General features: G+C 65.7%; 24 protein-coding genes. 16 read left to right on the top strand and 8 right to left on the bottom strand.

Annotated features, from left to right (window positions below):
- Nucleotides 1-57: 57 nt before the first annotated feature.
- On the bottom strand, nucleotides 58-459 hold the full coding sequence (locus ACQPXH_RS14570; RefSeq protein WP_433602875.1) for a hypothetical protein: 402 nt from the start codon (nucleotides 457-459) through the stop codon (nucleotides 58-60).
- Nucleotides 460-631: 172 nt separating this feature from the next.
- Nucleotides 632-2308, bottom strand: a complete 1677-nt coding sequence (locus ACQPXH_RS14565; protein ID WP_433602874.1) for a fumarate hydratase — start codon at nucleotides 2306-2308, stop codon at nucleotides 632-634.
- A gap of 254 nt (nucleotides 2309-2562) precedes the next feature.
- Here ACQPXH_RS14565 and ACQPXH_RS14560 point away from each other — a divergent pair, with 254 nt between their 5' ends.
- On the top strand, nucleotides 2563-3033 hold the full coding sequence (locus ACQPXH_RS14560) for a MarR family winged helix-turn-helix transcriptional regulator (RefSeq protein ID WP_433602873.1): 471 nt from the start codon (nucleotides 2563-2565) through the stop codon (nucleotides 3031-3033).
- Nucleotides 3034-3042: 9 nt separating this feature from the next.
- Here the strand turns inward: ACQPXH_RS14560 and mftD are convergent, their stop codons facing one another.
- Together mftD and mftE are read right to left on the bottom strand one after the other, a co-directional pair.
- A complete protein-coding gene (gene mftD, locus ACQPXH_RS14555) occupies nucleotides 3043-4236 on the bottom strand; it encodes a pre-mycofactocin synthase MftD (protein WP_433602872.1) in 1194 nt (397 codons plus the stop codon).
- Nucleotides 4233-4961: a mycofactocin biosynthesis peptidyl-dipeptidase MftE gene (mftE, locus tag ACQPXH_RS14550; RefSeq protein WP_433602871.1), complete on the bottom strand. Its 729-nt coding sequence runs from the start codon at nucleotides 4959-4961 to the stop codon at nucleotides 4233-4235. Before mftE ends, mftD begins: the two co-directional genes overlap by 4 nt.
- A 67-nt stretch (nucleotides 4962-5028) precedes the next feature.
- Between mftE and mftR the strand changes: the two genes are divergently transcribed.
- The 7 genes from mftR (at nucleotide 5029) to ACQPXH_RS14515 (ending at nucleotide 10927) form a co-directional block, all read left to right on the top strand.
- Complete coding sequence (gene mftR, locus ACQPXH_RS14545) at nucleotides 5029-5646, top strand: mycofactocin system transcriptional regulator (RefSeq protein WP_433602870.1); 618 nt, start codon at nucleotides 5029-5031, stop codon at nucleotides 5644-5646.
- A gap of 108 nt (nucleotides 5647-5754) precedes the next feature.
- Nucleotides 5755-6663, top strand: a complete 909-nt coding sequence (locus tag ACQPXH_RS14540) for an STAS domain-containing protein (protein WP_357475561.1) — start codon at nucleotides 5755-5757, stop codon at nucleotides 6661-6663.
- Nucleotides 6664-6675: 12 nt separating this feature from the next.
- On the top strand, nucleotides 6676-7065 hold the full coding sequence (locus ACQPXH_RS14535; protein ID WP_357475560.1) for an STAS domain-containing protein: 390 nt from the start codon (nucleotides 6676-6678) through the stop codon (nucleotides 7063-7065).
- Nucleotides 7043-7468 (top strand): ATP-binding protein, encoded by a 426-nt coding sequence (locus tag ACQPXH_RS14530; protein WP_357475559.1) that lies wholly within the window; start codon nucleotides 7043-7045, stop codon nucleotides 7466-7468. The genes ACQPXH_RS14535 and ACQPXH_RS14530 overlap by 23 nt, the downstream gene beginning before the upstream one ends.
- Nucleotides 7461-8099 (top strand): SpoIIE family protein phosphatase, encoded by a 639-nt coding sequence (locus ACQPXH_RS14525; RefSeq protein ID WP_433602869.1) that lies wholly within the window; start codon nucleotides 7461-7463, stop codon nucleotides 8097-8099. Before ACQPXH_RS14530 ends, ACQPXH_RS14525 begins: the two co-directional genes overlap by 8 nt.
- An 82-nt stretch (nucleotides 8100-8181) precedes the next feature.
- Nucleotides 8182-10509, top strand: a complete 2328-nt coding sequence (locus tag ACQPXH_RS14520) for a SpoIIE family protein phosphatase (protein WP_433602868.1) — start codon at nucleotides 8182-8184, stop codon at nucleotides 10507-10509.
- 85 nt (nucleotides 10510-10594) lie between these two features.
- Nucleotides 10595-10927 (top strand): STAS domain-containing protein, encoded by a 333-nt coding sequence (locus tag ACQPXH_RS14515; protein ID WP_063037258.1) that lies wholly within the window; start codon nucleotides 10595-10597, stop codon nucleotides 10925-10927.
- A gap of 241 nt (nucleotides 10928-11168) precedes the next feature.
- Here ACQPXH_RS14515 and ACQPXH_RS14510 read toward each other — a convergent pair whose 3' ends face one another.
- A complete protein-coding gene (locus ACQPXH_RS14510; protein WP_433602867.1) occupies nucleotides 11169-12209 on the bottom strand; it encodes an LLM class F420-dependent oxidoreductase in 1041 nt (346 codons plus the stop codon).
- A 117-nt stretch (nucleotides 12210-12326) separates the two neighbouring features.
- Here ACQPXH_RS14510 and ACQPXH_RS14505 point away from each other — a divergent pair, with 117 nt between their 5' ends.
- From ACQPXH_RS14505 to ACQPXH_RS14490, 4 genes are all read left to right on the top strand, one after another.
- Entirely contained in the window at nucleotides 12327-12959 is a 633-nt protein-coding gene (locus ACQPXH_RS14505) for a cyclodeaminase/cyclohydrolase family protein (RefSeq protein WP_433602866.1), read from the top strand.
- Between the two features lie 164 nt (nucleotides 12960-13123).
- Complete coding sequence (locus ACQPXH_RS14500) at nucleotides 13124-13876, top strand: L,D-transpeptidase (RefSeq protein WP_433602865.1); 753 nt, start codon at nucleotides 13124-13126, stop codon at nucleotides 13874-13876.
- An 834-nt stretch (nucleotides 13877-14710) separates the two neighbouring features.
- Nucleotides 14711-15511: a hypothetical protein gene (locus ACQPXH_RS14495; protein ID WP_433602864.1), complete on the top strand. Its 801-nt coding sequence runs from the start codon at nucleotides 14711-14713 to the stop codon at nucleotides 15509-15511.
- A 15-nt stretch (nucleotides 15512-15526) separates the two neighbouring features.
- The gene (locus ACQPXH_RS14490; RefSeq protein WP_433603453.1) at nucleotides 15527-15823 is read left to right on the top strand and encodes a winged helix-turn-helix transcriptional regulator; all 297 of its coding nucleotides are present in this window, start codon (nucleotides 15527-15529) and stop codon (nucleotides 15821-15823) included.
- Between the two features lie 5 nt (nucleotides 15824-15828).
- On the opposite strand, the gene ACQPXH_RS14485 is transcribed toward ACQPXH_RS14490, so the two are convergent.
- Nucleotides 15829-17589, bottom strand: coding sequence for an ABC transporter ATP-binding protein (locus ACQPXH_RS14485; protein WP_433602863.1), 1761 nt, complete (start codon nucleotides 17587-17589; stop codon nucleotides 15829-15831).
- An 82-nt stretch (nucleotides 17590-17671) separates the two neighbouring features.
- Between ACQPXH_RS14485 and ACQPXH_RS14480 the strand changes: the two genes are divergently transcribed.
- Both ACQPXH_RS14480 and ACQPXH_RS14475 read left to right on the top strand, forming a co-directional pair.
- The gene (locus ACQPXH_RS14480) at nucleotides 17672-18154 is read left to right on the top strand and encodes a MarR family winged helix-turn-helix transcriptional regulator (protein ID WP_433602862.1); all 483 of its coding nucleotides are present in this window, start codon (nucleotides 17672-17674) and stop codon (nucleotides 18152-18154) included.
- A gap of 275 nt (nucleotides 18155-18429) precedes the next feature.
- On the top strand, nucleotides 18430-18588 hold the full coding sequence (locus ACQPXH_RS14475; RefSeq protein ID WP_433602861.1) for a hypothetical protein: 159 nt from the start codon (nucleotides 18430-18432) through the stop codon (nucleotides 18586-18588).
- A gap of 169 nt (nucleotides 18589-18757) precedes the next feature.
- On the opposite strand, the gene ACQPXH_RS14470 is transcribed toward ACQPXH_RS14475, so the two are convergent.
- Nucleotides 18758-19612, bottom strand: coding sequence for a bifunctional 5,10-methylenetetrahydrofolate dehydrogenase/5,10-methenyltetrahydrofolate cyclohydrolase (locus tag ACQPXH_RS14470; RefSeq protein ID WP_433602860.1), 855 nt, complete (start codon nucleotides 19610-19612; stop codon nucleotides 18758-18760).
- A gap of 193 nt (nucleotides 19613-19805) precedes the next feature.
- Here ACQPXH_RS14470 and ACQPXH_RS14465 point away from each other — a divergent pair, with 193 nt between their 5' ends.
- Both ACQPXH_RS14465 and ACQPXH_RS14460 read left to right on the top strand, forming a co-directional pair.
- Entirely contained in the window at nucleotides 19806-20690 is an 885-nt protein-coding gene (locus ACQPXH_RS14465) for a YdcF family protein (RefSeq protein WP_433602859.1), read from the top strand.
- 94 nt (nucleotides 20691-20784) lie between these two features.
- Nucleotides 20785-21585, top strand: a complete 801-nt coding sequence (locus tag ACQPXH_RS14460) for a putative protein N(5)-glutamine methyltransferase (protein ID WP_433602858.1) — start codon at nucleotides 20785-20787, stop codon at nucleotides 21583-21585.
- Nucleotides 21586-21625: 40 nt separating this feature from the next.
- Here the strand turns inward: ACQPXH_RS14460 and ACQPXH_RS14455 are convergent, their stop codons facing one another.
- A complete protein-coding gene (locus ACQPXH_RS14455) occupies nucleotides 21626-22456 on the bottom strand; it encodes an SDR family oxidoreductase (RefSeq protein WP_433602857.1) in 831 nt (276 codons plus the stop codon).
- Nucleotides 22457-22494 lie beyond the last annotated feature (38 nt).

The raw sequence follows: 22494 nt of genomic DNA, 5'->3' as shown, positions 1-22494 counted from the left end.
CTACCGCACACCAATCAAATGCGATAGCCACCCGCTATAATGTCGAAAGGCTATGATTCAAGGGCGCAGAGAGTCCGAACCGCGGATCGCTTCGGCCGCTTCACGATTGCGGTCGATGCGCTCGATGATCTCCGGGCCGTGCGCCCGCGCGTAGGCGATGGCGATCTTGATTCTTCGGGAGTGCAGATCCGATTGCTGGCTCAGGACAGCGATACGGCGTTCCTCCGGACCGTCCAGCTCCTGTAGGCGCGCAACGACTTCCCACACCTCCGGTCCCGCGGCCAATGCCGCGCGGCGGTCGGAGATGGGGCCGCGGAAAACGATTCCGGGATGGTCGAGTTGATCGAAACCCTCTCGGATCAGGCGGTTGAGTAGTGTGGTGGAGCTGGTTCCCTCACGAGCGGCGCGTTCGGCCAACCGACGGCTGGCGGATTCCGAGATACGAAACGACGTACTCATTGCCCTCCTCGACCTCCATCGACACCGGTGCAGCGATGTACCCCTGATCAAGAGTGCATCGCTCGGCGGGATTGTTACCCCGGCGAACGGGGTGACAATCCGGTGTCCGGACATGCGCCCTGATGGCCGACCTGTTTCGAGCGACCTGCAAGCAGTCGCCAGCGGCCCCCGTTCAGACGCGTTCCTTCGAGCGGGTGCGCACCCGCAACGCAATCGGCTTCTGCGTTTCCGCGAAGAAGTCGTTGCCCTTGTCGTCCACCACGATGAATGCCGGAAAATCTTCGACCTCGATCTTCCAGACCGCCTCCATGCCCAGCTCCGGATACTCCAGTACCTCGACGGATTTGATGCAATCCAGTGCCAGTCGCGCCGCGGGACCGCCGATGGAACCGAGGTAGAAACCGCCGTGTTCCTTGCACGCCTTGGTCACCTGGGCCGAGCGATTGCCCTTGGCCAGCATGACGAACGACCCGCCCGCAGCCTGGAACTGATCGACGTAGGAGTCCATCCGGCCCGCGGTGGTCGGGCCGAACGAACCAGAGGCGTAGCCCTCGGGCGTCTTCGCCGGGCCGGCGTAGTACACGGCCATCTCGCGCAGATATTCCGGCATCGGCTCGCCCGCGTCGAGGCGCTCCTTGATCTTCGCGTGTGCGATGTCGCGGGCGACGACCAGCGGACCGGTCAGCGAAAGCCGGGTCTTCACGGGGTATTTCGACAGTTCGGCGCGAATCTCCGACATCGGCCGGTTCAGGTCGACCGCGACCACATCGCCGCCGAGGATGGAGTCGGTCTGCTCGGGCAGGTAGTGCGCGGGCTCGCGCTCGAGCTGTTCCAGGAACACACCCTCCGGTGTGATCTTGGCCAGCGCCTGCCGGTCGGCCGAGCAGGACACCGCGATGGCGACCGGGCAGCTGGCGCCGTGCCGGGGCAGGCGCACCACGCGCACGTCGTGGCAGAAGTACTTACCACCGAATTGCGCGCCGATACCGAAGGACTGGGTGAGCTTGAAGACCTCTTCCTCCAGCTCCAGATCACGGAAAGCGTGTGCCGCGAGGGAACCCTCGGTTGGCAGGGTGTCCAGGTAGTGCGCGGAAGCGTATTTGGCCGTTTTCAACGCGAATTCCGCACTGGTGCCACCGATTACCACCGCGAGGTGGTACGGCGGGCAGGCGGCGGTGCCGAGCGAGCGGATCTTCTCGTCCAGGAACTCCAGCATGCGCGTGGGATTCAGCACGGCCTTGGTCTCCTGGTACAGGAACGACTTGTTCGCCGAACCACCGCCCTTGGCCATGAACAGGAACTTGTAGGACGGATGCGCGGGATCGCCCGCCGTGGAGTACAACTCGATCTGCGCGGGCAGATTGGTGCCGGTGTTCTTCTCCTCCCACATGGTGATGGGCGCGAGTTGCGAGTAGCGCAGATTCAACTTGGTGTAGGCGTCGAATACGCCGCGGCTGATCCATTCGGCATCGTCCACGCCGGTGAGCACACCCTCGGACTTCTTGCCCATCACGATGGCGGTGCCGGTGTCCTGACACATCGGCAGGATGCCGCCCGCGGAAATATTGACATTCTTGAGCAGGTCCAGCGCGACGAAGCGATCGTTACCGCTGGCCTCGGGATCATCGATGATCCGGCGCAGCTGCGAAAGATGTGCGGGCCGCAGGTAATGGCTGATGTCGTGCATCGCCTCGGCGGTGAGCAGGCGCAACGCCTCGGGTTCGACCTGCAGGAAGGTGCGGCCGTTGTGTTCGAAGGTGCTGACGCCGTCGGTGGTGATCAACCGGTAGGGGGTGTCGTCGGCGCCGATCGGCAGCAGATCTGAATAGCGGAAATCCGGCGCGGTCACGGACGCACTCCTTATTCGGTCCAAGGGCTGACGCACACCGCCGGGGCCCTGGAAGGCATTCGGCAGGCTGGTCACGAGTACAAGGAGCGTATCCAGTAATAGGAGGCCGACCGAGCTTAGGCAACCCTCACTCGATGCATCCCGCCAAAAGGTTGCACGTTCAACCCCAGCAGTGCTACCTCTCAGATCTGGCAGCTGTCGCGACATCATGCGGCGGGACAATTCAATGACATGTCAGAGTTTGGAGCGCTCTCGTGACCGATCCCCATTGGCTCGATGACATCGAAATGCGCGCATGGGTGGGATATGTGCGCACCAGGGACCTCATCGCCGCCGCGGTCGGGCGCGACTCATCCCGCGAGTCGAACCTCACCTACGTCGAATACTCGGTGCTGGCCTACCTGGCCGACGCACCGGATCATCGACTCACCTTCGCCGATCTCGCCGCCCAACTCGAATGGTCGCAGAGCAGGCTGTCCCATCAGATCACCCGCATGGAGAAGCGCGCGCTGGTCGCCAGGGAACCGATTCCGGACGACGCCCGCCGCACCGCCGCGCGGCTCACCCCGCGCGGCGCCGAGGTGCTGGCCACCGCCGCGCCCGCACATGTGCAGAGCGTGCGCAAACATATGGTCGACGTACTCGACCGCCAGCAATTGGCCGCCCTCGCCGATATCTACGACACGCTGCTCGCCCATCATCGAAGAGCCGCGGCTACCGAATAATCCGCCGGGTCAAGCCGACTGCACGGCCGGGTCCGGCACTCCCAATGCCCGCTCGAACCCGTCCGGCACCACCAGATCGCCCCGATCGAGATCGCCGATGCTGGTCTTGCGCAGTCCAAGCAGCGCCGAATCGATACCGCCACGCAGAATGTCGAGCACATTCTCGACACCGGCCTGCCCATTCGCGGCGAGGCCCCACAGGTAGGCTCGCCCGATCATGACCGCGCGCGCTCCCAGCGCGACCGCCTTCACCACATCGCTACCGCGGCGGATGCCGCCGTCGAGCACCACCTCGATCTGTGATCCGACCGCGTCGGCCACCACCGGCAGCGCCCGAATCGCGGCAGGCGTACCGTCCAGATTGTTCCCGCCGTGATTGGATACCGAGATGGCCGCGACACCGGCATCGACCGCGCGCAAGGCATCATCGACGCGCATCACGCCCTTGAGCATGACCGGCCCGTCCCACTGTTCGCAGATCCACGCCACATCCGCCCAATCCGGTGCGGGAGTGCCCATCCACTCTCCGTAGGCACCGAAGAAGCCGGGCGCCGGACCGCCGCCGACGGCCATATTCGGTGTGGTGAGATCCGGAATACGGCCGGAGCGAACATAAGTCGCGAGCCAGCGCGGCCGCGCCAGGGTCTGCGGCGCGAATGTCAGCATGGTCTTGAAATCCAGTTTCTCCGGGATCACCGGGCTGCCCCAGTCGCGCCCGTGTGAGAAGGACCAGTCCAGGGTCAGGATCAGACCGACCGCGCCCGCCGCCTTGGCGCGCGACATCCGCTGCAGGATCTCATCTTTCGAACCGCACCAGTACAGCTGGAAGAATGTCGCCGGATTCGCCGCGATGACCTCCTCGATGGACTTGCTCGCGAAGGAACTGAGCCCCATCGCGAGCCCGCGTGCCGCCGCCGCACGGGCCACGGCCACTTCGCCGTCCGGGTGCACCGCCTGCACGCCGGTCGGTGAGATCAGCACCGGCATCGAGAGCTGCTGTCCCAGTACGGTTGTCGACTGGTCACGATCACCGATCGGGCCCGCGCAGTGCGGTGCGAAGCCGAGTTCGGTGAAGGCCTGCTGATTTTCGTCGACGGTCTGGCCGCGCTCGGATCCGGCGATCAGTGCGCCGTACACCGACTTCGGCAGTCGTTTCTTTGCCCGCCGCTGCGCCTCGGCAACGGTTTCGAACCAGGGGTTCACGTGAGGGATCCTTTCGGGGAAGCCACCGGCCACCACAGCCGGATCTGTTCATCCAGGTCAGTGGCCAGTTGGGTGAGCAGTGCAGTGCCTTCGTCGGCATTGGCGCCCGTTGGGTCGCCGAGCACACCGTCGGCGCTCACCGCGCGCACACCCCCGGCGCGCAGCAGCGGCAAGAGTTCGGCGAGCGGCCTCGTATCACCTGCGACGGCGAGTTCGGTCCGCACCGCATCCGGGCGCAGCGCCAATTGCATCGAGGTCTCGGCGCGGCCCGCATGCGGATCACCCGGATAGCGCGGCATGAACACCCGCACGTCCCGGGATTCGGTACGCAGCAACGCCTCCGCTTTGCGCAGGGGCTCCAGATTGCCGCCGTGCCCGTTGACGAGCACTATGCGGTCGAAAGTATCTGTGGCCGAACGGCACAACTCGACGATCAGCAACTCCAGCGCGGCCCGTCCGATGGACAGCGTGCCCGCGAAACCCGCGTGCTCACCGCTGGCGCCATACGGAATCGCCGGTGCGATGAGCACATCCGACCGCAACTCGGCCAGCCGCACGCACAATGCCACCGCGATATCGGTGTCGGTGGACAGCGGCAGATGCGGTCCGTGCTGTTCGGTCGCTCCCACCGGCACGGCAAGCATCGCGCCCGTAGCCGCGCGCGCCCCGGACTCCGGCCAGGTCAGTCGTGCGGCCACGGTGTGTTCCGCGACACTTTCCACCATGCCGCGAGATTATCGTCAGTCACTGACATAATCAAGATCCGGCGATCGACGCCCATAATCGACAACCGTGACAGATGCCAAGGTGCGGGGCCGTCCACGCGGCACAACCAAGCGCGAACTCGAACTGATCGCCATGCGACTGTTCACCGAACAGGGCTTCGACGAAACCACCGTCGAGCAGATCGCCGCGGCCGCGGGTATCAGCGGGCGCACCTTCTTCCGTTACTTCCCCACCAAGGCGGAAGTGCTCTGGTATCAGTTCGACGCCGAGGTCGAGGCGCTGCGCGCGGCCTTCGCCACCGTACCCGACGAGGTGCCGATGATGACTGCTGTACGCCGAGTTGTAGTGAACGCCAACCGATATCGCGCCGAAGACGTGCCCGAACTACGCGTTCGCATGCAGCTCGTCGGCGGTGATCCGGCGATGGCCGCCACCGCGGGCGCACACTACGACGCCTGGGAGCGGGCCGTGAGCGCGTTCGCCGCACGCCGACTCGGCGTACCGCAGGACAACCTGGTCGCACTGGCGGTCGGCCGCACCACCCTGGCCGCGGCGCGCGCTGCCTTCGATGCCTGGCTTACCCGCGCCGATGCCGACCTCACGGTTTATCTCGACGAGGCGCTCGCGGCGCTGGCACGCGGATTCGCGCCGCCGAGCGAGAATGCGGATCTACCATCGAGCTAACGGCAGGTTTCACCGGCGACCGGGATGGGGTATGACTAGGCTCGGTATCGGCGCGCAGCCGAATGCACGACTATCCCGACAATCCCGTCGAAAGGGGCTGGAATTTCCATGTCCGAGGTGTCCATGAGCCTTTCGGCGGATTCCCTGCCCGTAGGACCGGTCGACAACCTGCTTCCGCAGCTGGTCGAACACCTGCGGCAGAACCGAACCGGGCTGCGTGAGGAGTGGGCGAGGCGCATCACCGAGGCCCAGCTGCTGACCGCGATGACCCCGGAGGAAATCTTCTCCGAGGCGACCTCCATGTACGACAACTACGTCGAGGTGCTCGTGACCGGTAGCGTCGAGGCGCTGCAGGCCTACGCACGCGATCTGTCCGAGCGCATCATTCCGAGAGGCGTCGACACCGACGAGGTCCTCGGCATCGTGCTGCTCCTGCGTGACGTGCTGGCCCGCTCGTTGTTCGAGAAATACCAGGCCGATTTCGAATTACTGAACGCGGTACTAGATGCCTACGAGCCCGCCGCGAACCGCATCGCGAGCACCGTGGCCATCTCCTTCGTGCAGGAGCGCGAGCGGGTCATCCGCCAGCAGCAGGAAGCCATTCGCGAGCTGTCCACCCCGGTGCTACAGGTGCGTGAACAGCTGCTCATCCTGCCGATCATCGGCGTGCTCGACTCGCAGCGTGCCCGTCAGCTCACCGAACAGCTACTGCGCGCCATCCGCGCAAATCGCGCGAAGGTGGTCGTCATCGACATCACCGGTGTACCCGAAATCGACTCCACGGTGGCCAACCACCTGGTGCAGACCGTCGACGCATCAGGCCTGATGGGCGCCAATGTGATCATCACCGGCCTGTCCTCCGAGATTGCCCTCACCCTGGTGACCATCGGCCTCGATCTGTCCAAGATGAACGCGGTCGGCGACCTCCAGGGAGGTATCGAAGAGGCCGAACGCTTACTCGGCTACGAGGTGACCCGAGTCACGGATCGAATGCTCACCGAGCGCGATGGGCGCTGATCGGGCCCACCTATGCCGGTTCCGATCCTCAAACAAGGCACCTATTTAATCGCGTCGGTCCAGTCAGCCTTGACCGACGCGGATACCGAGCGTCTCCAGGACGACCTGATGAAGCAGGTCAGCAGATACCGAGCACACGGGATCATCGTGGACGTCACCGCGATCGATGTGATGGATTCGTTCGCGGCGAGATCGCTCCGGACCATCGCGCACATGACGCAGCTCCGCGGTGCCGAAACGGTCATCGTCGGACTACAACCCGAAGTCGCGTTCGCCATGGTGCAGCTGGGCCTCACCTTCGAGGGCATGCACACCGCCCTCGACCTGGAAGAGGGCTTGGCGTGGCTGAACCGCAAGACTCCGGCCCGCCGCCAGCGAGATGGTCGTGACAGTGGCCGCTGAGAACTTGGTGATCGCGATCAAGGTGTCGGGTGACATCGTGATCGCACGTCAAGCCGGACGTGAGCTGGCGGCCAAGCTCGGTTTTTCGCTGACAGATATGACCATGATCTCGACGGCCATCTCCGAGATCGCCCGCAACATCACCAGTTATGCGGGCAGTGGTGAAATACGTTTGCTGGTCGATGACCGGGAGGGCCGGCAAGCCCTGGTCGTCCAGGCCTCGGACCGAGGGCCCGGCATCCGTGATATCGCCCGCGCACTCGACGACGGGTACTCCACCGGCCGTGGTCTCGGACTCGGCCTACCCGGCGCCCGCCGGCTGATGGACCGGCTCACCGTCGAATCCCCACCCGGACGCGGCACGTTGGTGGAGATGTGGAAGTGGGTACCCAACGGTGCATGAGGACGGGATCATCGGCCGGATCGAGTGGGCGGTGGCCGGCCGTGCCCTGCCCGGTCAGCGAGTCTCCGGTGATCGCGGAGTGGTCCTCGACGCGGGCGGCGGCGCGGTGCTCTTCGCCGTCCTGGACGGGCTGGGCCACGGTGCGGCGGCCGCGGACGCCGCCGATCGCGCAGCGCAGGTGCTCTCGGAGAACCGCGCCGAACCGCTGGACGTGCTGATGGTGCTGTGTCATCGGGCCATGGCCGATACCCGAGGTGCGGCAGTGTCTTTGGCGCTGTTCGGCGCATCCGATACCGTGCACTGGCTCGGCGTCGGCAATGTCGATTGCCGGATTCTGACGGCGGGTCCGGTCGGGCTCGCCATGCGCGCGACGGTCCTGATGACCGGTGGCATTGTCGGCTATCGGCTACCTCAGAACCTGCAGGTGCAGACCATTCCGGTGCGTCCGGGCGATCTGCTGCTGATGTCGACCGACGGCATCGTCACCGAATCCGCTGACAGCGGCATCGATCCGGCCAAATCCACCGCCGAGATCACCGCCGAAATCCTGGCCAGGCATGCCAAGGACACCGACGACGCATTGGTGCTCGCGGCCCGCCACCGAGGCGGCGTACTGGAGGCATCAGCGTGAACGGAATGCAGCGGAGCGAGCGAACAAAAGGCGCAGCCGCCATCGCGGTCATGGCGGAGCCGAGTGCCGGCGAGGCGGAGACATGAGCGCGGCACTGGCCGCATTTCTCGACGCCTACTCGGATGCGCTACGGCGGCATCTGAACTCACCGACGCAGGCAAGTCTCGGTGAGGGCTACGAACTCGGCCGCCGCGCCCTCATCGAGGGCATCAGCCTGCTCGATCTCACCGAAAACCATTACCGCGTTGTACAAGCCGCGGAATCGAGCACCGCGGACGCCAAACACGCCGAGACCGCACTGGAATTCCTGCTGCAGACTCTCGCTGCCCTGGACATCGCCACCCGCGGCTATATCGATGGCACCCGCCGCGCCGAACAACAGCGTTCGCGCATCGACGATCTCGCGGGACGCGACGCCTTCCGCACCGCCCTGGTGGAGTCGCTGCAGGACGGCTTCTTCGTGGCCGACGCGCGCGGCACCATCATCGAGGTCAACTCCGCCTTCGGCGCGCTGACCGGCTACGGAGCGTCGGAACTTCCGTTCCCGCTGCCGCATCCGTGGTCGACGCCGGAGGGGCCGCGCTATCCCGATCTCGGTAGCGAGGCACAGCGCTTCGTGATTCCGGTCAAACATCGCGACGGCCGCACGGTCTGGCTAGCGGTGAGCACCAGCGCGATGGTCGAACCGGAGAAGTACGAGCAGATCTTCGTCGGCACCATCCGCGATGTCACCGCCGAACACGACGCACAGGCCCGCGATCAGGCCGCGTCTCGACTGGCCACCGCGGTCGGTGCGGCGACGAGCGTGGTCGAGGTGCTCGCCGTCGGGCTGGACGAACTGCGACGCACCGTCGGCGCGGAAACCGCGGTGGTGATGGTGTGGCCCAACCGCAATACCGGACCGGAGACGTATGTCTCCGGGGCCGAGGGTGTTCCGGAGGGCTCGGTGCTCGATGCCCGTGCGCGGGCGCTACTGGATCGGGCTCGCCGCCGTCCGGCGCGCAGTCTGTTCGCGATTCCGGAGGGCATCGAGAGTTCCGAGGGCATCGTCGCACCGCTCGGTGAGACCGGTGATGCCGCACTGTGGCTGCGCTTCGCCGCGCCGCGCGCCATCAGCGCCGCCGACTGGACACTGTTCTCGCTGCTCATCGGACATCTGAGTCTGGCGGTGCAGCGAGCGCGCAACTTCGATCAGGCGCGCTCGACCTCGCTGACGCTGCAGCGCGCCATGCTCGGTCCGATCGAACTGCCGCCCCGGTTCTCGGTGCATTACGAGCCTGCGCTGCCGCCGTTGGAGATCGGCGGCGACTGGTACGACGTGGTTCCGCTGCGCGACGGCACCATCGGCGTCGTGGTCGGCGACTGTGTCGGACGTGGGCTGTCCGCGGCCGTTGTGATGGGCCAATTGCGTACGGCCGCACGGGCTCTCCTGCTGCGCGGCGCGGGCCCGGCGCAGTTGCTCGCGGAGCTCGACACCGTCGCGGGACGGATTCCCGGCGCGATGTGCACGACGGTCTGCGCCGCGGTCCTCGACCCGGTGCGCGGACTGGTCCGCTATAGCAGCGCCGGACATATGCCGCCGATTCTGGCCGATGTCGGCCAGCCGGGCCGATTGCTCGAGGGCGGGCGTGCGGTACCGCTGGCTACTTTCGATACGCCACGGCGTCCCGAGGCCACCACGGCGCTCACACCGGGTTCGACGCTGGTGCTGTTCACCGACGGCCTGGTCGAACAGCGCGGCGTCGACATCGATGACAGTTTCGCGAAGATCTCGGGCGTGCTCGCCGATACCGCGGGCAAGCTGCCGCGTGAGGTCGCCGATGCCGTGCTCTCCCGGCTGCGTCCGGCCGCGGGCTACGACGATGACGTCGCCATGGTCGTATACCGGCAACATCCGGCACCGCTGCGGCTGGCGATTCCGGCCAATGCGGATCAGCTCTCGGCCATGCGCAAGCGGCTCAAGGCTTGGCTCGCCGCCGCCGCGGTACCGCACGACCTCGCCTCCGATCTGATCGCCGCGGCCAACGAGGCCTGTAGTAACAGCATGGAACATGCCTACCGCAACGGCGGCGGCCCGGTCACCCGCGCGATCAGCTCCACGGCCGAACTGCTCGGCCGTGCGACCAGCGCCGCGGCGGCCACCACCGATCCTGGATTCGTCGAATTGACCGCCGAATGTGATACCCAAAAGGTCGTCATTCTGGTCGCCGACACCGGAACGTGGAAACCACGCTCCGCCGATCCGGGGCCGCGCGGACGCGGCATCGACATGATGCGGGCTTTGACGGAAGAATTGGAGATAGACCACAGCGGGCTGGGCACCCGCGTCCGCATGTCGGTAACGTTGCCCGCGATCAAATCCCCCGTAGCGAACCCACTGCGTGGCACGAACCGCCAGGTTTCTGGCTGAGGAATGCAGCGCGAAAGGCGGGTTCATGGCAGATTGTGATGATGTGACAAACAACTCCGGAGACGCGTATCCCCTGGCGGACACGATGACCACCACAGTCGAGGCACACGATGGCGCGACCGTGCTCACGGTTTCCGGCGAGGTCGATCTGGCGACCGCGCCAGCGCTGGAGAACACCATCGAGGCCATCCTCACCGGCAAACCGGCGGTCCTGATCATCGACCTGACCGGCGTCAGCTTCCTCGCCTCGGCGGGTATGGCGACTCTGGTCGCGGCGCATCAGCGGGCAGGCGACACGACGACCATCGTGGTGGTCGCGGACGGTCCGGCCACCAGCCGACAGCTCAAGATGACGAGTCTGGACCAGGTGTTCGCATTGCACACCACCCTGGCCGAGGCGCTGGCCGCACTCCGGTAGCACGGCCTGATTTCAACCGGAACCTTTCCGATCCCCCACCACCACTGTCACCACCACTGTCTTACGAGCGACGTTCGCGGCCAATTCTCGCGGCCGAGCGGTCGAAGCGCATGCGACGAAGTCGCAAGTCTCGACTGCTCGGCCGCGAGGCCCACCCGTCGCCCGACCACCATCCCTCATCGAATCGCTACGCGATGCTGACATGCCGGGCCGGGAACACGCAGCGCCGAAGGCGCTGCCATCAGACACAGAGTTCGCGCAGCTGCTCGATCAGCTTGACCCGCTCGGCCGGGGTCGCGGCCATCGGCGCCACATTCAGCACCGTGACACCCGCCGCACGGAATGCGGCGATCCGCTCCTTCACGAATCCGGCCGGACCGACCAGCGAGATATCCCGCACCAGATCGTCCGGGACCACCTTGACGGCCTCTTCCTTCTTGCCCGCCAGATACAGCTCCTGGATGCGGTCCGCCTCGGCGCCGTAGCCGTACTTGGTGGCGAGTGTGTGATAGAAGTTTTTGCCCTTGGCGCCCATGCCGCCGATATAGAGCGCCAGATGCGGTTTCACGAATTCCAGTAGCGGCGTGACATTCTCGCCGATGGCCAGCGCCGGCCCGGCGTAGACGTCCAGCTCGCCGAGGACCGGATCACGCTTGGCCAGACCGGCGTCCAGCGATTCGCCCCAGACTTCCTTGGCTTTCTCCGGTACGAAGAAGATCGGCTGCCAGCCCTCGGCAATCTCCGCGGCCAGCTCCACATTCTTCGGGCCCAGCGCGGCCAGCAGCACCGGAATGCGTTCACGCACCGGATGATTGATCAGCTTGAGCGGCTTGCCCAGGCCGGTGCCCCGGTCGGCGGGCAGCGGGATCTGGTAGTACTTGCCCTGATATTCCAGCCGCTCGCGACGCCATACCTTACGGCAGATCTCCACCAATTCTCTGGTGCGTCCGATGGGTGCGTCATAGGGGACGCCGTGGAAGCCCTCGATGACCTGCGGTCCCGATGCGCCGAGGCCGAGTACGTAGCGACCGTCGGAGACGAAGTCCAGGCCGGCGGCGGTCATGGCGGTCAGGCTGGGCGTCCGAGTGTAGATCTGCAGGATGCCCGAGGCCAGCTGCAGCCGAGTGGTCTTGGCCGCCAGATATCCGAGCGCGCTCACGGCGTCGAACGAGTAGGCCTCCGGCACGAACACGATGTCGAGTCCAGCCTTTTCGAGGTCGGCCACCTCGGCGGCCGCCTCTTTGAAGCCGCTCGAGTAGTTGATGCTCAATCCGATCCGCATAGCACTCAACCTAACCGCAGCTACGCACCGGCCGCGCACCGGCCACCCCGGCGCGAGCGGTACCGTATTCGCCGTAGTTCTCCACTGTCGTCGCAGGAAAACGAAAGGCCACCCGCCGTGTCGCAGCCCGCCTTCGCTGAGGCCACCCTCGCGCAGTACCTGACCGACCTGGCCGCGAAGGTACCCGCACCAGGTGGCGGCGCCGTCGCAGCGCTGCACGCCGCACAGGGCGCCGCACTGGTCGCGATGGTCGCGCGCTACACCACCCGGGCCAAGGATGCCGAGCACCGGCCGGTCATCGACCGGATCATCGAGGCGGCCGATGCGGCCCGCGAGCGCGCACTGGCCCTGGCCGATGCCGATGCCGCGGCGTTCACCGCCGTCGGCAACGCCTACAAGTTGCCGAAGGACTCCTCCGAGCTGGCCGCCGCGCGCAGCGATGCCATTACCGCCGCGCTGCTCGAGGCCGCCCGAGTGCCCGCCGCGGTCGTCGACGAGGCCGACGAGGTCCTCTCACTCGCCACCGAACTGCTGCCGATCGGCAATCCCAATGTGGTCACCGATATCGGCGCCGCCGCCGATGCGGCGCGGGCCGCGGCCACCAGCTCGCAGCTCAATATCGAGATCAACGTCCGCTCACTCAGCGCCGAACAGGGCGATAAGTTCGCCACGGTGCTGATCCGCATCGACGAGATCACCGCCCGCGCGGACGCACTGCACACCGACGTATTGCACGCCGTGCGCGGCTGAATTCGACCGAACAGTCGGATCGTTTGTTCGGTGTTGTGCCGGGTATGTCGCCCCTATATTGAAACCTGTGGACTCGGACGGCCGTTACAGAACCGGTACGTCGAGTTGATCATGAAGTCCTAGAATGGATTTCTGCGTCCCACACCAGCGTGAAGGGGTGGACAATGCGGAGCGCACTCAGATACCTGTTCCTCGCGACCACGGTCGTCGCCTTGGCGGCCTTCGGATCCGGAACGGCATTCGCCACTACGATTATCGAACCCAACGCCGACGCGGTCGCGACGATCGCCCCGTCGGCAGGCCAGGAAGTCGGCATCGCGGCACCTGTGACGATTCGATTCGCCAATCCGGTCGCCAACCGCGACCGAGCCGAACGACTGGTCGATATCCGAGCCACCGACCCACTGCCAGGCGTTTTCTCCTGGGCTAGTGATCGTGAATTGACTTGGACGCCAACGAGTTTCCTACCGGCCCTGGCGCCGATCTCGGTACAGGTCGGTAACGCGCGCACGGAGTTCCGCACCAATGCGGGCGTGGTGGCCGACGCCGATATGTCGGCGCATACCTTCACCGTAAGCGTCGGCGGTGCCCTCGCGCGGTCGGTGCCCGCATCCATGGGCAAGCCCGGCTACGAGACACCGACAGGTACCTTCCCGGTGCTGGAAAAGTTCCGTTCGGTCGTCTTCGACTCGCGCACCATCGGGATCCCACTGAGCTCGCCCGAGGGCTACGTCATCAATGGCGAGTACGCCGAACGCCTCACGTGGGGTGGCGTTTTCGTGCACTCCGCACCGTGGTCGGTGGATTCGCAGGGCTATGCCAATGTCAGCCACGGCTGCATCAACCTGGCTCCCGATGACGCCGCCTGGTACTACGAGACCGTCGGCGTCGGCGATCCGGTCACCGTGCACTGGTGAGCCGTAAACGATCCGTTTTCCTTCGCGACACCTCCCCCAATTTCATCACGGGCAGCAAACCTGGCAGTATCCTGCCGAGGTTGATACAACTGCGGGACACACGTGATCGTATGACCTGATGAAGGTGGGGCGATGGATCGACCGGATATGACCTCGCGGGCGAATTCAGGCCCGCAGCCGGGCGCTGCACCACAACCGCCGCTCGGTGCGCCGAGGACATACCAGCCGCCGAACCCGCCGAACCCGTTCCACCGGATCGGCTTCACGGAGGACAACGCGCCGACCGGGCCGATTCCGCGGATCCCGATCGACGGCGCACCCGTCGACACCGGTCCACTACGCCGCGTGCCGATCGACCGCGCCGCAACGCAATCCGGACCGCTGCCCCGAGTTCCGGTCGACCGTGCGCCGACGAATACGGACCCGTTCCGGCGCATTCGCGGTCAACTAGTCGCCGGGGGCCAGGATCCGATTCCCCGGGCTCCGATTCCCCGGGCTCCGATTCCCCAGGCTCCGATTCCCCAGGCTCCGATTCCCCGGGGCCCGATTCCCCAGGGCCCGAGGCAAACCGGACCGATACCGCGGATTCCGATCCAGGAAGGTCCCCCGCGTCAGCCCCCGGTTCCGCATGTCTCGATAGGCCAAGCGCCGACTGTGCAGGACGGCGCGCAAGGCTCACTGACGTTGCCGGAACCGATCCGTCAGGTGCCCGTCAACCGGAACCCGAGCTCTCCTGCGCCTGCCGTGCCGCGTCCGCATCCCCCGCAAGATCCGAATTGGTATGCACCTGTCGCCCAAGAGATGGACCAGCGCGCGCCGGTTCAGCGAGACCCCATGCGCCAGAACCCGATTCACCCAGGGACTTTCGACACAGAACACAGTCGGCAAGATCCGAACCACTACGCACCGGACCGATACGAGCACGACCTGGCGCGGCACAACCCGATTCAGGCAGCGGACGGGGAATCCGCGCAGTATGAGCTCGACTACGGAAGCGACTGGTCCGAATGGGTCGAGGACCTTCCCGCGGAGTCGAAACCGCCTGCGCCGGACTACTTCCGGCATGAGGATGCCTTGGCTGCGATGGTCGATCGGTCCGGTCGGAATCGCTCGAAGCGCCGGTGGATGCCGGTGCTGGTCGGGTCGGTCGCGGCGGCCGGACTACTCGTGGTGGCGTTCGTGCAGATTCGACCGGGACCGCAACCGGCGACGGTGGCCTCGTCCACGCCCAGCCAGGTCGCGGTCTCCGAATCCACATCCGCGGCACAGTGCCCGGCCGAGCGGGTCGGGGACACCATTACCGGCAACGGAGCGGGCGGGCTGGATTCCGGACCAGCTGTCATATTCGCGTTCCAGTACGCCTATTACGTCACCCGATCCGGTGTTGCGACCCGAGAGTTCGTGGCGCCCAACGCATCCGTTTCCTCCGCCGGGACGATTCAACAGGGCATCGATGGCATTCCGGCCGGCACCACGCACTGCATCAGCATTACACCGGGAGTTTTCGTCGGCCAGTACCTGGTGCAAGTGACCGAGCATCGACCCGATGCGACATCGACCACCTACAAACCCCAGGTCGTCACGACTGCACGCGTGGGCAACCAGACCCTTATCACCGCAATCGGCGCGGCCTGACCCGCACACTGGCGAATTCCACGGCGTGCTGCGCATGGCGGGCGGGCCGGTGCGCTTCAACGATCTGCGCCGTCGGCTCGATGGCATCACCCAGAACGCATCCTGAGCAACCTGGAGCGCGACGGACTGGTCCACCGCGCCGTCTACCCCACCGTCCCGCCGCGCGTGGAGTACTCGCTGACCGATCTCGGGGCCAGCCTCGGCGAGCTCAGCCACGCGATGAGAGTCTGGTCCGTGCAGCACCACAGCGAAATACTTACCGCCCGTGACGAATTCGACACGCGTGCGGCAACCGCCCCGAGACCCGTCTGAACGCGTCAGGCAGCTTGGAGGAAGTCGCCGCCGGAGGCCAGGGCGGCGTAGCGGCCATCGGAGCCCATGAGCTCGCGGTGGGTGCCGCGTTCGATGATCTGGCCGCGGTCGAGTACGACGATCTGGTCGGCGTCGCGAATGGTGGAGAGCCGGTGCGCGATGGTGATGGTGGTCCGGCCTTCGGACAGCGCATCGATGGCGGCCTGCACCTCCTGCTCGGTCCGGTTGTCCAGAGCACTGGTGGCCTCGTCGAGCACCAGGATCGGCGGATTGCGCAGGATCACTCGCGCCACCGCCAGACGCTGCTTCTCGCCGCCGGAGAACCGATAGCCGCGCTCGCCGACCAGCGTGTCGTAGCCGTCGGGCAGGCTCGCGATATGGTCGTGGATCTGCGCGGCCCGCGCCGCGGCGTACAACTCCTCGTCGGTCGCATCGGGTTTGGCGAAGCGTAGATTGTCCGCGACCGATGCGTGGAACAGGTAGGTCTCCTGCGAGACCACACCGACGGCGGCGGCGAGATCGGCAAAGGACAAGTCCCGCACATCGATTCCGTCGATCTCGACCCGTCCGGATGTCACATCGTAGAGTCGCGCCACCAGGTAGCCGAGTGTGGTTTTGCCCGAACCGGTTTCGCCGACAATCGCCAGACTGGATCCGGCGGGCACGCAGATGTCGATGTCCTGCAACACATCCCGTGTTCCGGATCCATAGCTGAAGCCGACGTGCTCGAAGCGGACCTCGCCCTTGACACCCGAATCCGGTACCGGCACCGGCGTTGTCGGTTCCTCGATATCCGGCCTCAGATCCAGGTATTCGAAGATTCGGCTGAACAGCGACATGGAACTCTGCACCTCCACACCGGTGTTCAACAACTGCACCATCGGCCGCAGCAGGCTCGTCTGCAAGGTCGTGAAGGCAACCAAGGTGCCGATCGAGACCAGCGGATGTCCGGCTGCCACGGTCAATCCAGCCGCCCAGTAGACGATCGCGGGCATCGCCGCCATGACGATCTGAATCGTCGACTGCCGCCACCGTCCGGCCATGCCGGATCGGATCTCCAGGTCCACCAGCCCGCGTGACTCCCGCGCGAAATCATCGACCAACGCGGGCGATCGGCCCATCGTGCGCCCGAGCAGAATGCCGCTCACCGAGAGCGATTCCTCCACGATCGCCGACATGCCCGCCAATTTCTGCTGCCGCTGTGCGGTGATCTTCCTGCGTTCGTCGCCGACGCGGCGGCTGATCCAGACGAAGAACGGCAGCATGATCAGCGAGACCGAGGTGAGCCGCCAGTCGAGGGCGATCATGGCGATCACCGAGGCGATCACGGTGGTGAAGTTCGAGACCAGTGAGGTCGCGGTCGAGGTGACCGTCGATTGCATGCCGCCGATATCGTTGGCGATCCGCGATTGCACTTCGCCGGTGCGGGTGGTCGTGAAGAACGACAACGGCATTCGCTGTAACTGCGCATACACCGTGGAGCGCAGATCGTGCATGACCTCTTGACCGACCGCGGTGGAAATATAGGTCTGGAGCACGCCGAAGATACTGGTGAGCGCGGCGACCGCGACCATGCCTGCGGCGAGGGCGGTCAGCAGACCGGTGCGGCCGTGCGGCAGGGCATCATCGAGTATGCCGCGCAGCATGAACGGCGATGCCAGCGCCACCAGTGACGACAAACCGACGAGCGCGGCGACGAGCGCCAGGCGCGCGCGATACGGGCGAAACAGCCGGATGATCCGGCGGAGTTGATGTGGGGGCTGCATAGGCCCCTCCTTTCCGTGGACTACGTCATGAAACTGAGCATGACTCATAATTGTTCCCAAAACAATGAGTTATGCTCAACAAATGGCTACCGCGCTCGATCCCGATCTCCCCGAGCTGTTCCTGCGCACCGCGAAACGCATCCGCCGCAACCAGGTCGCGCGGCTCGCTCCCCTGGGCATTACCCCAGGTCAGGCCCGTGCTCTCCGCATTTTCGGCCACCACGACGAGCCACTGCGGATGGCGGCAATCGCCGACCACCTCGGCATCGTGCCGCGATCGGCAACCACCGTCGTCGATGCGCTCGAAACCGCGGGGCTGGTCTCGCGCGCGCCCGACCCGACCAACCGCCGCTCGACCCTGGTGACGCTGACCGAGTCCGGCCGAGCCGCGCTCTCCCAGATGGCCGCTGCCCGCCGTGCGGCAGCCGAGGAGGTCTTCGCCGGCCTGAGCGCCGAGCAGCGCACAACGCTTCGCGAATTACTCGCCGCACTCGATTCGGGGGCCTCGGTCGGCGAATCCACTGGGACGAACATCTCGTTGACTTCCCCGCGGCCCCGAGGCTGAATTGGGACATGTTGGACTTGCCCGCCGGTCCGATTGCGTAGGTGCAGACCGGCATTGCCGCCGGAGACGGACCTACTTCCTGTTGCGCGGAGTGTTCGACGCCCCCGAATGCGCCGAAATTATCGGTACGGCAACAGATTCGGGCTTCGCACCGACCGGCGCGCACTATCCGGAATCTTATCGCAACAATGACCGGCTGGTCCGCGACGACCCGGCGCCGGCGGATATGCTGTTCAGCAGGATCGCCGAATTCCTTCCCGCGCGGCTGCATATCGGTGGCGCGCAGCGCCATCGGGGTCTGGGATACGAACGGCGGAGCTGTCGGGAGTGTACGTGCGCCCGCACCCGTCCGTGCGCCGACCGTCACCTCATCGGGCACCGTGATCAGCGGGGATGCCGAGGGACGGCTGCGCACCTGGAACCTGTCCAATTGATCCCAGCGGCTCGATGACGAAGCGCACACCGTTGCACTGAATCCGACTGCGTCACATGAGCCGATCCGACCGTAAACCAACCACCGGCGTAACCATCAACCGGCTCTACCCGAAGCCGCGCTGTTCGATTGGTTCGGCATCCGCTACTCGAGAATCCGAAGCCGATAACTCAGGCGGAGTGGGTGTATTCGGCGGCGGTTACTACGTGGCGCATGAGGAGGGCGGTGGTTACCGGGCCGATGCCGCCTGGCACCGGGCTGAGGGCGGCGGCCTTGCCGCGGACGGTTTCCGCGGCCACGTCGCCGACGATTTTGCCATCGGGAGCTTCGTTGGTGCCCACGTCGATGACGGTGGCGCCCTCGCGAATGTGTTTGCCGGTGACCAGGCCGATGCGGCCGGCGGCGGCTACCACGATATCGGCGGCGGAGGTGACGGCGGGGAGGTCGGTGGTGCGGGAATGGCAGATGGTGACGGTGGCGTTTTCGGCGAGCAGGAGTTGAGCAAGGGGCTTGCCGACGATATTGGAGCGGCCGACGACGGCGACATGCCGTCCGGCGAGCGAGATTTCGTGATGCTTCAGTAGTTCGACGACGGCCTCGGAGGTGGCGGGGACGAAGCCGGCGAGGCCGGAGGCGAGCAGGCCGAGCGAGAGCGGACTGACGCCGTCGACGTCCTTGCCTGCGGCGATGGCGGAGCTGACATCGTCGAGGGTGACACCGGCGGGCAGCGGGGTCTGCAGCATGATCGCGTCGATAGCGGTGTCCACGCTGCGGGCGGTGAGTTCGTCGCGGATCCGCTCGATGCTCGCGTCGGCACCGAGTTCGATGGTGTCGCAGGCGATTCCGAGACGTTCGGCAGCCTTGCGCAGCGAGTTCACGTACCACGCGCTGGCCGGATCGTCATTGGCCACGATCAGGGCCAGGCGCGGCGCGGTTCCGCTCGCGGTGAGCGCGGCGGCGCGCTGCTTGGTGTCGGCGTTGATGGCGGCGGCGAGTTCCTTGCCGGACAGCGAAACGGTATCCACGTTGTCACACCTTATCGGCTGCACCGCACGGCCGGTTTCGGCGGGCACCCCGCGCGCCGCCCGGTTCGCCAAGACGCCGGAAGCGAAGCGTGGCAATTACCCGACTATGGCTGTTACCAGTCGTATCGTGGTTGTGCTTGCCAATGGCTAACTGTCAGCTGACCTACCGAAACCCCGTTTCACGCGTGGAAAGGTGTCGACTGTAGTGAAGATCTCGAGGCATTGGAAACTATGGGTCGCTACCGCGTTCGCGGCCGCGACCATCACCGGACTATCGAGCGCACCCGCCATCGCGGCGCCGGAAACCGACGCCCTGTACAACTCCGCCCAGCGCGCCTTCACCGACGGCGACGATACCGCCGGCCGCGCCGAACTCCGACAGCTGATCGCCGCCGACCCGGCCGATGCCGAGGCCCTTTCGCTGCAGGCGATCTGGTCGCATTACGCCAATGATCTGCCCGCCATGGTCGATGCACTGGTCCGCCTCAATGCCGTCGACCCGGCAATGGCACAGGGGACCAATAATGTGCTCGGCGCAATCGGCGCCGCGGTCGCCACCCTGCCGAATCCGCTGCCCTCGATCGTCGGACCGCGGACCGGAATCGTGGTGCTCGGCTACGGCCTGCTCCCGGACGGTTCGCTGCGCCCCGAACTGGTGAACCGGCTGACCGCGGCGTGGTTGCAGGCGGTTGCCTCACCACTTTCACCGATCGTCGTCACCGGCGGAAACCCACAGAACGGGATCACCGAGGCCGAGGCCATGCGGGCCTGGCTGGTCGGCACTGGGCTGCCCGCATCCCGGATCAATGTCGAGAGCCGAGCCGGATCGACAGTGCAGAACGCACTGTTCAGCACCGAGATGCTACGCAATCTCGGCGCGAACAGCGCGGTCGTGGTGACCTCGCCGAACCACATCCGGCGCGCGGTCGCCGACTTCATTGTCGCGGGCACTCAGGTGGTCGGGGCGACCACCTCACTCGAGCAGTTGGTATCGCAGTTGCCGCCGCCTGCCAGGCAGGCGCAGCGCGGCATCTACCTGGACGCGACGCGGACGTTCCAGCTCGCGACCGCACGCTGAACGCGATGGGTCCGAGCGTGCTGAAAACGGCATAACTCGCGCAAATGTGCACGCTCGGACCCATCGCACCCCGTCCACACGGCACGATATCCCAATGACATCAACCGGATATGTGGTCGCGCAACTGCGCGCGGCGGGCTGTGTATTCGCCGAGGACGAGGCGCGGTTGCTCATCGCCGCGGCGGCGGAGACCGGTGCCGATCTCAGCGACCTGGTCGCACAACGGGTTTCCGGAACACCGCTGGAATACCTGCTGGGCTGGACCGAATTCCACGGCATCCGCGTAGCGGTCGCGCCGGGGGTCTTCGTACCGCGCCAGCGCACCGCCTTCCTCGTCGACGAGGCCGCCGAACTCGCCCGCGCCATGCCCGCGCACGCTGTCGTCGTCGATATATGTTGCGGCTCAGGCGCATTGGGTCTCGCGCTGGCACACACTCTTGCCACCGAAGGCCGCCCGATAGAACTCGCCGCCACCGATATCGAACCCGCGGCAGTCGAATGCGCCCGCCGCAACCTCACCCCGATCGGCGCACCCGTCTACGCAGGCGACCTTTTCGAGCCGCTCCCCCGTGAATTGTGCGGCCGAATCAATATCCTGCTCGCCAACACCCCGTACGTGCCATCGGAGATGATCGCCAGGATGCCGCCGGAGGCACGCGATTACGAACCACGCACCGCCCTCGACGGCGGACCCGACGGCCTGGATATCTTCCGCCGCGTCGTCACCGCCGCCCATACCTGGCTCGCGCCGGGCGGCCACCTGCTGGTCGAATCCACCGAAGCCCAGGCCAGGCCCTCGATCACCATTCTCGCCGCCCACGGCTTCACCGGCCGCATCGCCGAATCCGACGAGCTCTACTCCACCGTCGTCATCGGCACCAAGCCGGACATATGATTCAGATCACCATGCGCCGCCGACACGCGTTCTGAGACCGCTACTTCTCGCGACCGGCGAACTCGTCCATCGAGTGGTACACGCCAACCGAATTCAGGAACAGATCGCGCAGTTTGATCGGCAGCAGACCGGAGATCGCCTTGTTGAGCCGGGATGTCCACGGCAGGATCACCAGCGCAGTCCCCGCTTTCATTTCGCGCCACGAGGTGTCGACGACATCGTCCTGTTCGAGAATCGGCGTGAACAGGAAACCCTTTGCGCCATCGAACATTCCGGTATTGATGTAGGTCGGACAGACCGTGGTGATCCGCACATGGTCGTGGCCGGCCTGTTCCAGCTCGATGCGCACCGAATCCGACCAGCCCAGCGCCGCCCACTTCGAGGCCGCGTACACGCTCATGCGCGGATTGGAAACCAGACCAGCCGATGACGCGATGGTCATCACGCGCGCCGTGCCCGTACCGCGCACCATCGCGGGCAGGAATTCGAGCGTGATATACATCGGCGCAAGGGAATTGATCGACATCGTTTTATCGATATCGGCGCGATCGGTGGTCTCCCAGAAGTAGCTGTTGCCGCGCACAATGCCCGCATTGTTGATCAGGATGTCGATATCGCCGACGTCGGCGCGCACCGCCGCCGCTGCCTCGCCGATGGCGTCCTGCGCGGACACATCGACCACATAGTGATGGATGGCGACGCCGCGACCGGACAACTCGACCGCGGTCTCCTTCAGCGCGGTTTCGTTGATATCCCACAGCACCACCGCGGCCGCACCCTCACGCACCGCCCGCTCGGCGAACAGCTTGCCCAGGCCCATTGCCGCACCCGTGACCAGGACCTTCTTATCGGATACCGTGTCCAGTTTCATTCGTCCTCATCTTGACTTCGTCGTGAAATGCCTTTTGG

The organism is Nocardia sp. CA-135953 (assembly GCF_050955735.1).
Taxonomy (GTDB): domain Bacteria; phylum Actinomycetota; class Actinomycetes; order Mycobacteriales; family Mycobacteriaceae; genus Nocardia.
Note: the sequence above shows the minus strand (reverse complement) of the source record. Positions and strands in the feature narration are given on the sequence as shown.

What these genes read in the sequence shown, in the direction of transcription:
- ACQPXH_RS14570 (WP_433602875.1), bottom strand. Translation starts at nt 459, where the DNA reads ATGAGTACGTCGTTTCGTATCTCGGAATCCGCCAGCCGTCGGTTGGCC.
- mftE (WP_433602871.1), bottom strand. Translation starts at nt 4,961, where the DNA reads ATGGTGGAAAGTGTCGCGGAACACACCGTGGCCGCACGACTGACCTGG.
- ACQPXH_RS14540 (WP_357475561.1), top strand. Translation starts at nt 5,755, where the DNA reads ATGTCCGAGGTGTCCATGAGCCTTTCGGCGGATTCCCTGCCCGTAGGA.
- ACQPXH_RS14535 (WP_357475560.1), top strand. Translation starts at nt 6,676, where the DNA reads ATGCCGGTTCCGATCCTCAAACAAGGCACCTATTTAATCGCGTCGGTC.
- ACQPXH_RS14530 (WP_357475559.1), top strand. Translation starts at nt 7,043, where the DNA reads ATGGTCGTGACAGTGGCCGCTGAGAACTTGGTGATCGCGATCAAGGTG.
- ACQPXH_RS14520 (WP_433602868.1), top strand. Translation starts at nt 8,182, where the DNA reads ATGAGCGCGGCACTGGCCGCATTTCTCGACGCCTACTCGGATGCGCTA.
- ACQPXH_RS14515 (WP_063037258.1), top strand. Translation starts at nt 10,595, where the DNA reads ATGACCACCACAGTCGAGGCACACGATGGCGCGACCGTGCTCACGGTT.
- ACQPXH_RS14510 (WP_433602867.1), bottom strand. Translation starts at nt 12,209, where the DNA reads ATGCGGATCGGATTGAGCATCAACTACTCGAGCGGCTTCAAAGAGGCG.
- ACQPXH_RS14500 (WP_433602865.1), top strand. Translation starts at nt 13,124, where the DNA reads ATGCGGAGCGCACTCAGATACCTGTTCCTCGCGACCACGGTCGTCGCC.
- ACQPXH_RS14495 (WP_433602864.1), top strand. Translation starts at nt 14,711, where the DNA reads ATGCGCCAGAACCCGATTCACCCAGGGACTTTCGACACAGAACACAGT.
- ACQPXH_RS14485 (WP_433602863.1), bottom strand. Translation starts at nt 17,589, where the DNA reads ATGCAGCCCCCACATCAACTCCGCCGGATCATCCGGCTGTTTCGCCCG.
- ACQPXH_RS14480 (WP_433602862.1), top strand. Translation starts at nt 17,672, where the DNA reads ATGGCTACCGCGCTCGATCCCGATCTCCCCGAGCTGTTCCTGCGCACC.
- ACQPXH_RS14460 (WP_433602858.1), top strand. Translation starts at nt 20,785, where the DNA reads ATGACATCAACCGGATATGTGGTCGCGCAACTGCGCGCGGCGGGCTGT.
- ACQPXH_RS14455 (WP_433602857.1), bottom strand. Translation starts at nt 22,456, where the DNA reads ATGAAACTGGACACGGTATCCGATAAGAAGGTCCTGGTCACGGGTGCG.